Below are 16,700 nucleotides of genomic sequence, written 5' to 3'. Positions count from 1 at the left end.
AGTGAAAGCAATGAGTAAAGAGGATATTGCCTTGAAAAATCCAACGATTTCTTCTGCTAAAACAAAAGAAAAGAAGACAAAAATCAAACTTAAAAACGTTCCCTTTTATTTAATGACGATTCCTGCGTTTCTTCTTTTCCTTATTTTCCATACCTTCCCAGCCCTTCAGGGTATTTATTATTCTTTTACAAATTGGGATGGTTTAAGTTTTACGTATGACTTTGTCGGTTTGAAGAATTATTTGAACTTATTTAAAGATGGAAATATCTTGAACTCCTACTTATTTACTTTTAAATTTGCGATTGTCTCCACGATTCTTGTCAATGTATTGAGTCTTTTAATCGCAATGGGGCTCAATGCCAAGATTAAAGGAAAGAATTTTTTCAGGGCGGCTTATTTCCTGCCTAATGTCCTTGGTGTGCTAATCGTTGGTTTTATCTTTAACTTTATTTTTTCTAATGTCATCCCACAATTAGGAGACAAACTGGACCTTGGTTTTTTATCCACCAATATCTTGGGAAGTGAAAAATTTGCCTGGTTAGGTATCGTCATTGTTGCGGTTTGGCAGGCATGTGCCTTTAATGTCATTTTATACTTATCCGGCTTGCAAACCGTTCCAACTGAATTATATGAGGCATCAAGTCTTGATGGAGCGAATAAGTGGCAAGAATTTTGGAAAATTACTTTCCCGATGATCGCCCCATTCTTTACCATCAATATGGTACTTTCGATGAAGAACTTCTTAATGGTTTTTGACCAGGTTGTTGCCTTAACAGGAGGCGGACCGGGAAGAGCGACAGAATCGATTTCCCTTTTAATCTATAAAGGTGGGTTTACTGGGGGAGAGTTTGCATACCAATCAGCAAACTCCGTAGTCTACTTTATTGTGATTGTTGTAATCTCTGTTTTTCAAATTAAGGTTCTCCAAAAAAGGGAGATGGATATGTAATGTTAAAACAAAAGACAAACTGGCCTGTTACGATATTAATTGCTTTAGGGTCTCTATTTATACTTATCCCTTTGTATATTGCGGTTTCGATTGCGTTAAAAACACCGGATGAAATGGCCAAATCGGTCTTTTCTCTTCCAACAGGACTACATTTTGAAAATTTCACCCGGGCCATCGAAGCAACTAACTTTTTTGCAGCCTTCAAAAATAGTGCGGTTATAACTGTGGTTACGGTAGTTTTTACCATCTTGACAAATTCAATGGTTGCATATGCCATTGCAAGAAATATGCACAAGAAATTTTTCAAAGGATTATATTACTATTTTGTTAGTGCTATGTTTATCCCGTTTCCAATTATTATGCTGCCACTGGTTAAACAGACTTCATTACTCAATATGGATAATCAAGGCGGACTGATCTTTTTATACATTGTATATGGGGCGGCATTAAACATCTTTATTTATACAGGATATATTCGTTCGATTCCAAAGGAACTGGAGGAGGCAGCAATTGTCGATGGCTGCAGTACATGGGGAGTTTTTTGGAAAGTTATTTTTCCGCTGTTAACACCAATAAATGCAACAGTGGGAATTCTAACATGCTTATGGGCGTGGAATGACTTTATGCTTCCATTAATTATTCTAAACGATCCAGCTGATGCTACTCTTCCATTAGTTCAGTATATTTTCCAGTCTCAGTTTGGTACGGACTTTAACTTAGCATTTGCATCATATCTATTAGCTCTATCACCGATGGTTATCGTCTACATCTTCGCACAAAAGTGGGTTATCGGCGGTGTGGTAAAGGGAGCTATCAAATAGCCGATTTAGGAGTTGGAGATTCATGGGAATTCATTTTTGTTCAAAAAATAAAACCTTTCACTTGCAGGCAAAGGATACAAGCTATGTCATGGAAATAGTCCGCGACGGCTATTTAGTCCACAATTATTGGGGTCGAAAGATTAGAAAGTATAGCCATTCCAATTTTCTGCAATCACAAGACCGTGGCTTTTCCGGAAATCCTTATCAGCATAAAGAGGATCGGACCTTCTCCCTGGATACCCTTCCGCAAGAGTATCCACAGTACGGTAACACCGATTTTCGGAAGCCGGCCTATCAAATTCAGCTAGAAAATGGCTCAACGATCACAGATTTGAAGTACCGATCCCATATCATTTTTAAAGGAAAGGCACCTTTATCAGGTCTGCCTGCAACGTATGTGGAGAGTGATGATGAGGCGGAAACGCTCGAAATTACGATGGAGGATTCACTTATCGGCTTAAAAGTAATCTTAAGTTATACTGTTTTCGAACAGTTTAATGTGATTACCCGTTCAGTCCGCTTCGTAAATGAGGGAGAAGAATCATTAAAGCTGTTAAGTGCATTAAGTATGAGTGTCGATTTTCGAGATGCGGATTTTGAGTTTTTACATCTTCATGGTGCCCATGTAAAAGAAAGACATATCGAACGCCAGCCGCTTCGCCATGGAATTCAGTTAGTTGAAAGTACGAGGGGGGCAAGCTCCCATCAGCATAATCCATTTATTGCTCTATTAAGAAAGGGTACAACGGAGGATACAGGCGAGGTTTATGCGTTTAACTTTGTGTATAGCGGAAATTTCTTGGCACAGGCGGAGGTAGATCAATTTAGCAATACCCGTGTCACGATGGGAATTAATCCATTCGATTTCAGCTGGAAGCTTGAAGCGGGTGAGGTATTCCAAACACCGGAAGTAGCGATGGTCTATTCGGCTGAAGGTCTCGGCAGTATGTCACGGACATTCCATGAGCTTTATCGTACCCGTTTGGTACGAGGAAGCTACCGCGATCAAGAGCGGCCGGTTCTAGTGAATAACTGGGAAGCAACTTATTTTGATTTCAATGCTGAGAAGATCCTTGAGATTGCCAGGGCCGGAAGCGAATTAGGGATTGACTTATTCGTCTTGGATGATGGCTGGTTTGGAAAAAGAGATAATGATAAGTCTTCATTAGGGGATTGGTTTATTGATCATCAAAAGCTCCCTGAAGGATTAGATCATCTTGCGTCAAAAGTAAAGGATATGGGAATGGAGTTTGGACTCTGGTTTGAACCGGAAATGGTTTCAGTTGATAGTGACCTTTATCGCGAGCATCCAGATTGGTGCCTGCATGTTCCTGAACGGCTTCGGTCGGAGAGCCGCAACCAGCTAATTCTCGATTTTTCAAGAGAAGATGTTTGTAATGAAATTACCAAACGAGTTATCGATATTTTAGCAACTGTTCCGATCTCTTATGTGAAATGGGACATGAACCGCCACATGACGGAAATCGGTTCGGCAGCCCTGCCTGCGGACAGGCAAAGGGAAACGGCGCATCGATATATGCTTGGCTTGTATAAAGTGATGGAAACAATCACGACTTCGTTCCCGCATATTTTATTTGAGAGCTGCTCTGGCGGCGGGGGAAGATTTGATCCAGGGATGCTCTTCTATATGCCGCAGGTGTGGACTTCCGATAATACCGATGCAATCTCACGTTTGAAAATTCAATATGGTACGAGTCTTGTATATCCGATTGTTACTATGGGCTCCCATGTATCCGCGGTACCGAACCATCAGGTGCATCGGAGCACTTCAATGGAGATGCGCGGTAATGTAGCGATGTCTGGGAATTTAGGGTATGAGCTAGACTTAACCAAGATAACAGGCGAGGAAAAAGAAATCGTCAAACAACAGGTTGCTCACTATAAAGAAATTCGTAAATTAATCCAGTTTGGTGATTTTTACCGGCTGCAGAGCCCATTCGAAGGAAATGAAACAGCTTGGCTTTTTACTACTAAGGACAAGTCTGAAGCCATTGTCTACTATTTCCGGGTATTAGCTGAACCAGCTGCACCAACAACTGTATTAAAGCTAAAGGGAATTGATGATATGAAACAATACCAAGTGATCGGAACTGATAATGTATTTGGCGGGGATGAGCTGTCCTATGTGGGTCTAAGTATACCTGCTAATATACATGGAGATTTCCAAAGCTACGTTTGGCATTTAAAAGCGTGCAGTGAATAAGAGTCGTATTGAAAACGATGAACAACAGAAAAAGATTAATATAATTACATTTTTACTCACAAATTGGTTATAGACTATCCAGTTGGATCATTTATGAGGGAAATGGTAGCCAATAAGCTCTATTCGCGAATTCGTTACCTGCTTTTAAAAAAAATATTATTCCGTAGACCCAAAAGGATTGTTTTACCTTTTGGGTCACTTTTATTTTTTCAGTTAATAAAAAATATTAGGAGAAAAACTACTAATATAGCTATTAAATTACAATGGTATGATGAGAAAGGATATGTTAAATTGAATTAATAATACAACTAGATTAGAAAAAATACATAATACTGTAAGGGCTTACTTAAGCCTTCAGGGGGACTGATATGATTTTTTCCTTACGTAATCGTTTATTTATCGTATTTACTTGTTTATTAACAATCCCGTTAATTATATTGTCCTTTATTATCCCAAGCTGGTTTACATCTATCATTGAGGAACAGACTCAGGAACTGACAGTGGAGGCTATGGACCAATATTCTCTTTTTATGGATTCTATCACAACGCAAGCGAAAGATTTAGGGAATCAGGTACTTGTGAACCAAACGACACAAAAATGGATCAAACTAGAAAGCAAGAATGCCAATATTACCGATGGACAGAGGCTGTTACAGAAGAATCAGCTCAAAATGTTGTTATCGTCGATGATGGTAAACAATTCAAATGGCATGTCGATTTCAGTAGTTTTGAATGATGGCACAGGGACCTGGGGAAATATCTCAAACTTAAATCAAGTAGATTGGTATAAAGACTATTCTCAAGATAAACAGCGATATATTAAGTCGCATATTGATCCATTTCAGCCAACTCAAGGTAACATTAATAGCTATATTTTACCCCTCTTCGATATGAATACATTTGTTTCGTATGGAATGATTAAGGTGAATTTTCCTTCAGAATTGCTTGAAACATCGTTGAATAAAACCAAGATTGGAAAAAACGGACATGCTTATTTGATCAATCATAATGGCGAAAATATCCTTCCTGGAAAGATTCAAACTCCTAAAAAGGTTTTGAAACAAACCTTAATTAAATTAAGTGATGATAAAAATCAAAAAGGAATAGTCGAAACGGATGATCATGGAGAAAAATATTTAGTTTTCTATCAAAAGTTAGGGGTAGGCGATTGGATTTTAATTAGTGAAGTAACTAAGTCTGAATTATTCGCTAAGGTCACGCGTTTACAACGGAACCTGCTGTTAACTAGTGCCATCGTGTTTTTAATAACGATTGTAGCTTCTTACATGATTTCTTCGAATATTGTTAGCCCTTTAGGTAAGTTGGCAAAAGCAATGAGGTATATAGAAAAAGGTGATTTTTCCGGTGCAAAAAGCTTTATGCCGACAATAAAATCAGCAAATAATGAAGTGGGTTACCTAATAACAGTTTTTAATCAGACGATTGATCGGTTGAAGAATTTAATTGAAACCGAATATGAGGCAAATTTACGCCAAAAAGATGCAGAATATAAAGCCTTGTTATTACAAATCAATCCACACTTTTTAAATAATACGCTTGAAATTATTGGTGGATTAGCAATGCAAGGAAAAAATAAACAGGTTATGGATGTAAGTATTCACTTAGGCCGAATGATGAGATATTCCTTGAACACGCACAGTGATGTAGTAAATTTGGGAGAAGAGTTAAAGTATATTCGCAGTTACACTGAAATATTAAAGCTAAGATATGAAGAAGCTATATCAATTGAGATTGAAGAAGATTTGGAGACAAGGAGTCTTCCTATTATTAAATTTATTTTGCAGCCGCTCGTCGAGAACGCAGTGAAATATAGTTTTATTGAAAAGACATCCGCAGAAATTTTCATTAAAACCAAGCAAAGTAATCATTTAGTATTTATTGTTATTGAAGATAAGGGGATCGGAATGTCTGAAGAAGTGATCTCCGATTTAATGAGCGTCGAAACGAAAAATGATATAAATAGTGTCCTCATGAGTAAAGGAAGCAGCATTGGACTAAGGAATGTACTAAGTCGCTCGAAGCTCTACTATGGTCCAAATTTCTCTTATACGATTGAATCTGAAAAGAATGCAGGCACACGGATTACGTTATGTATCAATACAGATCGGGGTGATAGGCATGTTGAAGGTGATCATCACAGATGACGAGATTCAAATTCGTAAAGGCTTACGAATGAAAGTGAACTGGGAAGAAGAAGGCTTCCAAATTGCAGGGGAGGCCTCCAATGGAGCAGAAGCGCTTGAAGTACTTCGGGATTTGGATATCGATGTGGTTATTACGGATATGAGGATGCCGATTATGGATGGAATTGAATTAGCGAAACGTTGTCAGCAGGAATTTCCGAACGTAAGGGTAGTTGTTTTATCGGGTTATTCTGATTTTGAATATGTAAGAGGTTCATTGAAACAAGGGGTAAAAGACTATTTGTTGAAACCTGTTGCCCCTGATGAATTAGTAGAGGTATTGAGTAAGATTCGCAAGGAAGTGGAAGAAGAGAAGCGAATCCAAGCGGAATCGGCTCGATTGCGCAGGCTTGTTCATTCTCAGCTTCAAGAAGTACAGGAGCAATATTTACTCTACCTTGTAAAAGAGGAATGGCTAGAGCTAAACATGGTAACAGAGAGATTGCTCCAATTGCAGTTAGAAGATCTAGTAAATGAAAACGCTGAGGTACAATTTGTTACGGTGGAAATAAGAGAGAAGGAATGCAACCCGAATCGATTAAAGAAACTATGGATTCCCTTTCAGATGTTATGTAAGGAAATTGCAAAAGATCATCCCAAAACGTATTCGTTTTATGACCCTAGTTATGCAAATATGATTCACTTTTTACAGATTCTCGATTCCGACAATAGAGACAGTCCTTCAAAGCTAGTAAAAGAAATACAACAGACGATTAAGAGACTCTTGAAATTAGAAACGGTTGTGGGAATAGGAAATGTGACTTGTGGAATTACAAATTTTAAGACTGGTTATATCTCTAGTTTACTTGCATGGAGTCAAAGTCAACTAGGCTCACAATCACAAGTGTTGGATGGGTCGAATGTAAAAGACGAAGTATTTGAGTTTTCACCTGAGATTGAAAGAAAGTTAACTAATGGAATTGAAAGTGTCAATTACGAGGCATTTAAAGAGAATATATACTTTTTATTGGAAGGGGACAGAAACCTCTCAATTATGTCCTTTACCTTTGCTGCTAATCGTGTGTTATTTTTGTTAGGCTCACTCGCAAGAAAATATAATATGGAAACAAATGATTTTCAAAAGATAATGTGGAATTGTCAGCAAAGCATTTGGGAACTCAATTCGCAAACTAAAGTAATTGAGCATCTTCTTCAATTAGCGAAGCTAATTATCGAGAAGGTCCGTGTAGCGCGTTTTTCGAACGGAAAAGTTATCGTAGCTAGTGTTCAGCAATATTTGGAACATCATTACGCAAGTGAAATTTCCCTTTCCATGCTATCGGAACTCTTCCATATCAATAGTGCACATTTATCCGAAACGTTTAAACATACTGTTGGACAGAATTTCAGCGATTATCTTGTTCAATTACGACTACAGAAGGCCCGGCAGTTCCTGGAAGATAAACAGCTTAAAATAATTGATGTGGCAAACTTGACTGGCTTTTCTAACTCAGGGTATTTTAGTACCGTTTTTAAAAAGTATTTTGGACAAACCCCTGTTGAGTTCCGAAACTCACTAGATTCATAAGTTGACTTTTTAAAGCAGGAAGGTGAGGGAATGTAGATGAAAAAATGGTTATCTTTGATTACTTTTACCATTTTACTTATAAGTAGTTCCTTGTATGCGCTATCTTTCCTTGGTACATTCTCTAGCAGTAAAACAGAAAATGTTGAAAAACCAAATAAAACCAACCCAATCGTGCTAACCTTCTGGCGCAATAATGGAAATGCAGCAGAAAATAGAGCATATGAAAAATTAGTTTCTTCTTTCGAAGCAGCTCATCCTGCTATTAAAGTTCATATGAAATCATTTCCTTATAGTGATTATGAAATAAGACTGCGAACCGAGCTTGCCACTGGAAACCCTCCGGATGTGCTGACAATTGACAGCCCGACCTTGGCTCTTTATGCCAATACAGGTTCATTATTATCACTCGATTCATATATGAGAAAAGAGGGACATATTGAGGATATCCCTGAATCGACATTAAAAGGAATGAGTTTTCAGGGGGACATTTACTTGGCTCCTCTCGTTGAATCTAGTATTGCATTATTTTATAATAAGCGGCTTTTTAAAAAGGCAGGCATACCTTTTCCTTCAGGCGATCCCAATAAGCCAATGACATGGGAGGAAGTGCTGCAGATTGCCAAAAAACTAACCCATCCTGAAAAGGGAGTGTATGGGATTGATCCTGCAGATGGCTTTAATGATGGCGAGTCTCCTGCTTATTTTAAAATGCCTCTCCTTTGGCAGTTTGGAGCGGACGCGCTAAGTCCAGATGGTACAACTGCAAGCGGGTATTTGGATTCAAAAGAGGCATTAAAAGCCCTGCAATTCTATCAAGATTTATATTATAAAGATAAAGTTGCCGGTTTTGAATTACCGCCAGACTCATTTATAACAGGGAAACTCGCGATGACTGTTCTTGGCTCTTGGGGATTGAAGGATTTGGAAAATAGTTCTGAGTTTAAATTAGGTGAAGATTTTGGAGTTGCCCCTTTGCCAAAAGAGAAGTATCAAGTTGTTCCAAATGGAGGATGGGCCCTCGGTATCTCCTCCAAAACTAAATACTCAAAGGAAGCTTGGGAGTTTATCAAATATGTTACAAGTTATGAAGGGATAAAAATCTATGTCGAGGAAACAGGTGATATACCTGCTAGATACTCTGTTGCGAAAGACTTTCCTGAATTTAATCAATATCCTAAAAATATCTTTTTACAACAAGCACAAAAATTTTCTAAAAACCGCCCGGTTACCCCGGCTTATCCTGTGATCAGCGATGCCCTAAAGACCTTATTTGAAGAGGTTGGACTTGGTGGAAATGATGTAGGGGCTTCTGCAAAGGAAGCCGTGGAGAAAATTAACACTAGTCTAAAACAAATACAGAACCCATAAAAGGTATCCTCTAGTTCAAAACTAGAGGTTTTTTTATTTGTTCAAGTTGTAACCGGTTTCGAAGTGCCGAAAATATTAAATACCTTAAACCGAAAATATTGAAATATTCATAGGAGTCATTTTGTTAAAGTAAAGCCAGAAGAAGAAAATACCCCTGAGAGGAGGAAGCAATTGTGGAACAGATATACCAAAAGGTAGAGAATGGTTCAAACGAAGTAAGGAAAGCAGAAGTGGGCACCAAAATGTCGAGGAATTTAAAGTATATGAAGAACAATTATCAATTATATCTCCTTGTTCTTCCAGCCTTAATCCTGCTTATTATTTTTAAATACGTACCCATGTACGGAGCCATTATTGCCTTCAAAGATTTTAATCCACTACAAGGAATTATGGGTAGTCCGTGGATTGGATGGAAGAATTTCGAGAAGTTTATGAGCACCCCAGATTTTATGGATCTCTTAAAGAACACCCTAAAATTAAGTGCCTTTGGATTAATATTTGGCTTTCCTGTACCTATTATTCTAGCACTTATGATTCATCGAATCAAAAGAGTGTCCATTAAGAAAAATATTCAATTAGTCTTATATGCTCCAAATTTTATTTCAGTCGTTGTTGTAGTTGGGATCGTTTTCATTTTCCTATCACCGGTTGGACCTATTAATCGTTTCATCACTTTTTTGGGTGGAGACAGTGTCTCTTTCATGACAGAACCTAGTTATTTCAGGTCGATCTATATTATAAGTGATATTTGGCAATTTGCGGGTTGGGCCTCGATTGTTTATTTAGCAGCACTTTCCAATGTAAGCCAAGACTTAATTGATGCTGCAAAAATAGATGGAGCTAATATATTGCAGCAAATACGTCATATCGATTTGCCAACAATTAAACCGATTATGGTGATTCAATTTATTTTAGCTGCCGGAAACATCATGAGCCTTGGGTTTGAAAAAGCGTATTTATTGCAAACATCAATGAACCTTCCTACATCTGAAATATTGCCTACCTATGTTTATAAAATTGGCTTGCAGATGGGGGACTATGGTTACTCAACAGCAATTGGCCTTTTCAACGCCGTGATTAATGTCATCTTACTAATCAGCGTTAACCAAATCGTCAAACGGTTAAATGAAGGAGAAGGTATATAAATCTACTAGATAGAGGTGAGAGGTATGTTTAAGCATCAAACGAGGGCTGATAAGGTCATCTTAACAACAAACGGGATTATCCTGACCTTAATCGTATTTGCTATTTTAATCCCATTAATTTATGTCATTTTGGCATCGTTTACAAATCCAGCAACTTTGTTAAACAGTGGGATTACCCTTAATCCATCCAAATGGACACTTCAGGGATATTCACGAGTATTTAAAGATGGATCACTATTAATAGGTTTTAGGAATTCACTTTTTTACTCCACGGCTTTTTCGATTATTTCAGTTACAATCACGTTATTCGCCGCTTATCCATTGTCAAGGAAGGATTTTGTCGGCAGAAAACTGATGATGACTCTCTTTATTATAACGATGTTTTTTGGCGGGGGATTAATCCCAACGTATCTGCTAGTCAAAAATTTAAATATGCTGGATACGATTTGGGCCATTTTATTACCAGGTGCTGTAAATGTATGGAACATTATTTTAGCAAGAGCCTACTTTCAAGGCATCCCAGATGAATTACGAGAAGCCGCTATTGTTGACGGTACATCGGAAATCCAGTTTTTCTTTAAAATACTGCTTCCATTAAGTAAACCAATCATAGCGGTATTAGTGTTATATCAATTTGTCGCACAGTGGAATTCTTATTTTGATGCCATGATTTATTTAAAAAGCGAGAATTTACAGCCCTTACAAATTGTCCTTCGATCAATTCTTGTTCAAATGCAGCCTAGACCTGGCATGATTCAAGACGCACAAAACACAGCCCAGCTGCAGCAAATTGCGGAAATGGTCAAGTATTCAAGTATTGTCATTTCCAGTTTGCCGCTAATAATAATTTATCCATTCTTCCAAAAGTACTTTGAAAAAGGAGTAATGGTGGGTTCAATAAAGGGTTAAGAAATTAATTTAAAAACTATTAAATGGGGTGAAGGGATTATGAAGAAAAAGAAAAAAATGAGTTTTTTATTAACAGCTGCACTTGTTACAAGTTTACTAGCTTCAGGTTGTTCGAATTCGGCTAGTTCGAAAAAAGAGGCAGATGGGGCCAATTCATCACCAAAGTATGAACTGAAAAATGTCAATTTTCCATTAGATAAAAAGGTGACACTAAAATTTTTAACACAAAGTTCACCAATTGCGCCAAAGGATCCAAATGATAAATTAATTTGGAAAAGAGTAGAAAAAGATACAAATGTTCATATCGATTGGACGAATTATCCTTGGGAACAATTTGGAGATAAAAGAAACTTAGAACTTGCTAGCGGCGACCTGCCGGATGCCGTGTTTCACGCTGGTTTAAGTGATAATGATATCCTTAGATACGCGAAACAAGGAGTTATTGTCCCTGTAGAAACACTAATTGATAAATATATGCCAAATTTCAAGAAAGTTCTAGATACTCGCCCGGAATATAAAAAATTAATCACTGCTTCGGATGGACATATCTATTCTTTCCCATGGATCGAGGAACTTGGCAGTGGGAAAGAAGCGATTCAAGCGTTAGATGACATACCTTGGATTAATAAGAAATGGTTAGATGAGTTAGGTTTAAAAATGCCGACAACTACTGATGAGTTAGAAAAAGTTTTAATTGCGTTTAAAGAAAAGAAGCCAGAGGGGAAAAATGATATCATTCCGTTGTCGTTCATGATCAACCATGGCGGTGAAGATCCGGCTATGCTCTTAGGTGCCTTCGGGTCAGGCGATAACTATGATCATTATGTAGTATCAGAAGATAAGAAAGTCATGTATACAGCAAACCAAGAGGGATATAAAAAGGGAATTGAATGGCTTCACCAGCTTCAACAAAAGGGTTTAATCGATAAGGAGGCCTTTACGCAAGATTGGAATACGTATGTGGCCAAAGGGAAAAACGGTCGCTACGGCTTATACTTTACGTGGGACAGAGCCAATATTTCTGGTAATAATGAAGATTATGTTCCACTTCCTCCATTAAAAGGACCAGATGGGCAGATCAATGTAGCAAGGACCAATGGATATGGTTTTGATAGGGGCCGAATGGTAGTAACAAGTGCAAACAAGAATCTTGAATTAACAGCAAAATGGATTGATAAGGCTTATGAACCAATTCAATCTGTACAAAATAACTGGGGTACTTATGGAGATAAGAAGCAACAAAATATCTTTGAACTTACCAGCAATGGTTCTCTAAAACATTTACCGCTTGGTTCCGCTTCACCTTGGGATATAAGGCAAAAAACAAATGTTGATGGGCCTTTGGCCGTTTTAAATAACTACTATGGAACGGTAACCACCATGCCAGATGATGCCGCTTGGAGACTTGATATCCTGCATAAAATATATGTTCCTTTTATGAAAGCAACCTATAATTATCCACCAATTTTCTTAGGTAAAGACGATCAAGATCAATTAACACAACTAGAGACAGTGGTAAAACCATATGTGGAAAGAAAGAAAGCGGAATGGATTTTAAAAGGCGGTATTGAAAAACAATGGGACGACTATTTAAAACAATTGGACAAAAACGGACTTCCAAAACTATTAGACATTAAACAAAAAGCATTAGATAAGTATAATGCTGGGGAATAAGTTAGTAGATTAATAAATTAAGGAATGACCATCCAAGCCGAAACAGAATTTCGTTTCTGTTCGGCTTACTTTTCATAAAGTTAGGTGAGTAGACATGTTCGATGTAACGGCACTGGGTGAAGTATTGATAGACTTTACGCCAGCAGGGAAATCAGAAAGTGGTGAAGTTCAGTTTGAAAGGAATCCAGGAGGAGCCCCAGCAAACGTTCTTGCAGCACTAGCTAAGTTAGGAAAGAAAACTGCGTTTATTGGTAAGGTAGGTAATGATCAGTTTGGTCATTATTTACATTCTGTATTAGGTAAGAATAACATCAACACGAAGGGCCTTGTGTTCTCGAATGAGATAAATACAACACTAGCTTTTGTACATTTAGATGAACAAGGGGATCGGTCTTTCAGTTTTTATCGTAATCCTGGGGCAGATATGATGTTAAAGGAGCAAGAAGTCAATCTAGAGTTATTAGATCATACGCGTATCTTCCATTTCGGAACGATATCAATGACAGATGAACCTGCTGCATCTGCCACTTTAATGGCGATTAAGTATGCGAAGGAAAAGGGCCTCCTTATCTCATTTGACCCAAATTTAAGAGTTAATCTTTGGGAGAATTTGAGCCGCGCAAAGGAGATGTTTACTATTGGTTTAGGATATGCCAATGTCTTAAAAATATCTGAAGAAGAGCTAGATTTTATTTCAGGCACGAAAGATCCTGATAAGGGTACGGCCTATATCTATGACCAATTTCATACTGAATTAATCTTCGTTACCATGGGAGGAGAAGGCTGCTTCTACCGTTTAGGAGAAAAAGTGGGGAAATGCAGCGGCTATGAGGTAGCGTCAATCGATACAACGGGTGCAGGAGATGCCTTTTTAGCTGGAATTCTTTATCAACTGATCGAGAAAAATCAATCACTGTCTGATTTGAGTTTGAATGATGTAGAAGAGATGGCAGCATTTGCAAATGCGGTAGGCGCCTTAGCTACAACGAAAAAAGGGGCAATCTCGGCAATGCCATCGGTGGAAGAAATCATTGATCTTCGAATCAGACAATTTATCTATCAAAGGAGAATCGAATCATAATGAACAAAATTGATGTGAAAGAAAAGTTTCGTCTGCAGTATCACTTTTCACCAGAATCCAACTGGATGAATGATCCAAATGGAATGGTCTATTATGCAGGGGAGTACCATTTGTTTTATCAGCACCATCCTTACGGAACGACATGGGGTCCCATGCATTGGGGCCATGCGGTAAGTAAGGATCTAATTCATTGGGAACACCTTCCCATCGCCTTGGCACCTGACGAGCATGGAGACATATTTTCTGGCAGTGTGGTAGTCGATTGGCATGATTCAACTGGTTTTTTTGGTGGTGCCGCTGGTCTGGTAGCGATTTTTACACATGCGGACCAATATCCGGATTCAGACCGTCCAAGACAAAGGCAGAGTCTTGCCTATAGCACAGACCGTGGACGTACTTGGACTAAGTACGAAGAAAACCCCGTCTTAGTGGAGGAATCAATTACTGATTTCCGTGATCCAAAAGTATTTTGGCATGAGGAGACCAATAAGTGGATTATGATTCTTGCTGCAGGGGACCATATTAGGTTCTATGCTTCACACAATCTAAAGTCTTGGGAGTTTGCAAGTGAATTCGGTGCACAGTCCGGGTCCCATGCTGGTGTGTGGGAGTGTCCTGACATCTTTAAATTACCAGTTGTCGGAGTTGAAAATACCAGCAAGTGGGTAATGATCGTTAGTATTGGCAACGACTCCGCTTATATTGAAGGATCAAGAACGCAGTACTTTATAGGTCAGTTTGATGGTATATCGTTTACAAACGAGAATCCGGATGACACAGTTCTTTGGCTGGATTATGGACGAGATAATTATGCCGGTGTAACTTGGTCTGATATCTCGCATGAAGATGGACGGCGGATCTTTATTGGCTGGATGAGTAATTGGAAATATGCAAATGAAACACCAACCGTCGGGTGGAGAAGTGCCGTGACCCTTCCGAGGGAGTTAACATTAAAAGAAACTTCTGATGGCGTTAGACTTATTCAAACTCCAGTGGCTGAGCTTGAAAAAATCAGACGGGAAAAACGGTCATGGAATCAGCTCTTCATTGAACCAGGGAAACATGTATCACTTGACGTTTCTGGAGAACAGTCAGAAATTATAGCTGAATTTGAACTTGAGTCTGCAACAGAATTTGGTATCAAAATCCGAAAATCTGATTCTGAGGAAACCATTATAGGATATGACACTGTAAATGAATTCCTATTTGTTAATCGGATTAACTCGGGGGTTACTGAATTTAACGAATATTTTCCTTGTATGCATGGAGCCTCATTGAAGACAGAGAATAATCAACTGAAACTGCACATTTTTGTGGATAATTCATCCGTCGAGATTTTTGCGAACAATGGCCAAGTGGTGATCACGGATTTAATCTTCCCTGATCCTAAAAGCACAGGGATTGAATTATATACCACAAATAAGAAAGTTAAATTAGCCTCGTTAGTCATCGTTCAATTGGCTTCGATTTTTTAATGACTACATCCAGTCTTGTTTTTCTGAACTGCTGAAGTTAATTGTTATTTCAAATTAAATGTAAATGAATTATTTGAGTAAGGGCAGATTTCAACCTGAGTGAACCTGCCCTTTTTCAGCCATTAATTGAGTATAAAACACTTAATAGGAGGGAATTTCATGCAATTAGGCTTTATTGGATGTGGAGTTATTTCAATTGAGCATGTTGAAGGATTAGCGGAGTTAAAGAACAAAGGACTGGAAACATTTGAATTGTCAGCAATATGTGACATTCAAGTTGAAAGAGCTGAAAATTTTTCTATAGAGGTGGAAAAAAGGTTAGGTAAACGCCCTGCTGTATATTCTGATTATCGTGTGATGTTAGAAAAAGAACAATTAGATGCCGTTTCTGTTTTGATTAATCATGATTTGCATCATTCAGTAGCTGAAGATTGCTTTGCTGCGGGAGTAAATGTGCAAATGCAAAAGCCGTTAGCCATTTCCCCGTCTTTTGGTCAGAAAATGATTTCTGATGCCAAAAAGTATAATGCTGTCCTAACGGTTTCAGAACCAAGTGTATTAGGCGCAGCAAATGTAGCCATGGTTAATGCTGTGAAAGATGGCATGATAGGATCGGTTTCTTTAATTATGGATTATGCGACTGTTTCCTTAAATCGAGGATTTTTCGCTAATACTCCATGGAGGCATATGAAGGGGAAGGCTGGAGCTGGCTGGATTAATGATCATGGTGTACATCGAACACACTTTTTTACAGAAATTAATGGTGCGATTGATGAGGTTTTTGCCTATACAGAAATTTTTGAAAAAGAATTAAGTAATGGTGAAGTGACAATTAAACCTACTGGAGAAGATACGGCAGTTACAGTATTCAAATTTAAAAATGGAGGACTTGGACATTGGATGTGTGCCACATCGGCTCAGGGTGAAAGAACCGGAGGTGTGTGGATTTATGGGAATAAAGGATGTCTCCGTCCGGGACAGCATGTAGCACTTGAAGATGGAAAAAGAATTTTAATACCAGAGCTAATTGAAAGATATGCATCGGATATTGTTGAACATCCATTAGCCCACTCCTATGTAGAACTATGGGATGCTATAGTTAAAAATAAGACACCTATTTCTAGTGCTCAAAGAGGCCTAGAAGCATTAGGCGTTGTATTTGCTGCACTAGAATCCGCAACAATAGGCCAGCCTGTCAGAGTTAAAGACATCCTTAACGGTAAAAAACACAAGTATGAAGATACAGTTTTTGATGAGATGGAATCCCAAAAAGTGGAATTATAATCGAACTCTAATAAAGATATGAATCGTAAATTGATGGT

At 38.2% G+C, this 16,700-nt stretch carries 12 protein-coding genes; all 12 read left to right on the top strand.

The window, feature by feature from the left end:
* Window positions 1–112: 112 nt before the first annotated feature.
* Window positions 113–949: a carbohydrate ABC transporter permease gene (locus AAHB15_RS06320; RefSeq protein WP_261380621.1), complete on the top strand. Its 837-nt coding sequence runs from the start codon at window positions 113–115 to the stop codon at window positions 947–949.
* The gene (locus tag AAHB15_RS06315; RefSeq protein WP_098530831.1) at window positions 949–1,770 is read left to right on the top strand and encodes a carbohydrate ABC transporter permease; all 822 of its coding nucleotides are present in this window, start codon (window positions 949–951) and stop codon (window positions 1,768–1,770) included. Before AAHB15_RS06320 ends, AAHB15_RS06315 begins: the two co-directional genes overlap by 1 nt.
* 22 nt (window positions 1,771–1,792) lie before the next feature.
* Entirely contained in the window at window positions 1,793–3,994 is a 2,202-nt protein-coding gene (locus AAHB15_RS06310) for an alpha-galactosidase (protein WP_335573035.1), read from the top strand.
* A 368-nt stretch (window positions 3,995–4,362) separates the two neighbouring features.
* Window positions 4,363–6,159, top strand: coding sequence for a sensor histidine kinase (locus tag AAHB15_RS06305; RefSeq protein WP_335573034.1), 1,797 nt, complete (start codon window positions 4,363–4,365; stop codon window positions 6,157–6,159).
* Window positions 6,134–7,726 (top strand): response regulator transcription factor, encoded by a 1,593-nt coding sequence (locus AAHB15_RS06300; protein ID WP_342042002.1) that lies wholly within the window; start codon window positions 6,134–6,136, stop codon window positions 7,724–7,726. The genes AAHB15_RS06305 and AAHB15_RS06300 overlap by 26 nt, the downstream gene beginning before the upstream one ends.
* Window positions 7,727–7,762: 36 nt before the next feature.
* Window positions 7,763–9,094: an ABC transporter substrate-binding protein gene (locus tag AAHB15_RS06295; RefSeq protein WP_335573032.1), complete on the top strand. Its 1,332-nt coding sequence runs from the start codon at window positions 7,763–7,765 to the stop codon at window positions 9,092–9,094.
* A 242-nt stretch (window positions 9,095–9,336) separates the two neighbouring features.
* Entirely contained in the window at window positions 9,337–10,239 is a 903-nt protein-coding gene (locus AAHB15_RS06290) for an ABC transporter permease (protein ID WP_335573041.1), read from the top strand.
* A 24-nt stretch (window positions 10,240–10,263) separates the two neighbouring features.
* On the top strand, window positions 10,264–11,148 hold the full coding sequence (locus AAHB15_RS06285) for a carbohydrate ABC transporter permease (protein WP_222429641.1): 885 nt from the start codon (window positions 10,264–10,266) through the stop codon (window positions 11,146–11,148).
* A gap of 39 nt (window positions 11,149–11,187) precedes the next feature.
* Window positions 11,188–12,822 carry an ABC transporter substrate-binding protein gene (locus AAHB15_RS06280; protein WP_335573031.1) on the top strand — a complete coding sequence of 545 codons (1,635 nt, stop codon included), beginning with the start codon at window positions 11,188–11,190 and terminating at the stop codon, window positions 12,820–12,822.
* Between the two features lie 94 nt (window positions 12,823–12,916).
* Window positions 12,917–13,903 carry a carbohydrate kinase family protein gene (locus tag AAHB15_RS06275; protein ID WP_335573030.1) on the top strand — a complete coding sequence of 329 codons (987 nt, stop codon included), beginning with the start codon at window positions 12,917–12,919 and terminating at the stop codon, window positions 13,901–13,903.
* A complete protein-coding gene (locus AAHB15_RS06270) occupies window positions 13,903–15,378 on the top strand; it encodes a glycoside hydrolase family 32 protein (protein ID WP_335573029.1) in 1,476 nt (491 codons plus the stop codon). Before AAHB15_RS06275 ends, AAHB15_RS06270 begins: the two co-directional genes overlap by 1 nt.
* A 159-nt stretch (window positions 15,379–15,537) precedes the next feature.
* On the top strand, window positions 15,538–16,662 hold the full coding sequence (locus tag AAHB15_RS06265) for a Gfo/Idh/MocA family protein (RefSeq protein ID WP_335573028.1): 1,125 nt from the start codon (window positions 15,538–15,540) through the stop codon (window positions 16,660–16,662).
* Window positions 16,663–16,700 lie beyond the last annotated feature (38 nt).

This window comes from Bacillus sp. OTU2372 (assembly GCF_038440275.1).
In the GTDB taxonomy this organism is placed as follows: domain Bacteria; phylum Bacillota; class Bacilli; order Bacillales; family Cytobacillaceae; genus Neobacillus; species Neobacillus bataviensis_B.
Note: the sequence above shows the minus strand (reverse complement) of the source record. Positions and strands in the feature narration are given on the sequence as shown.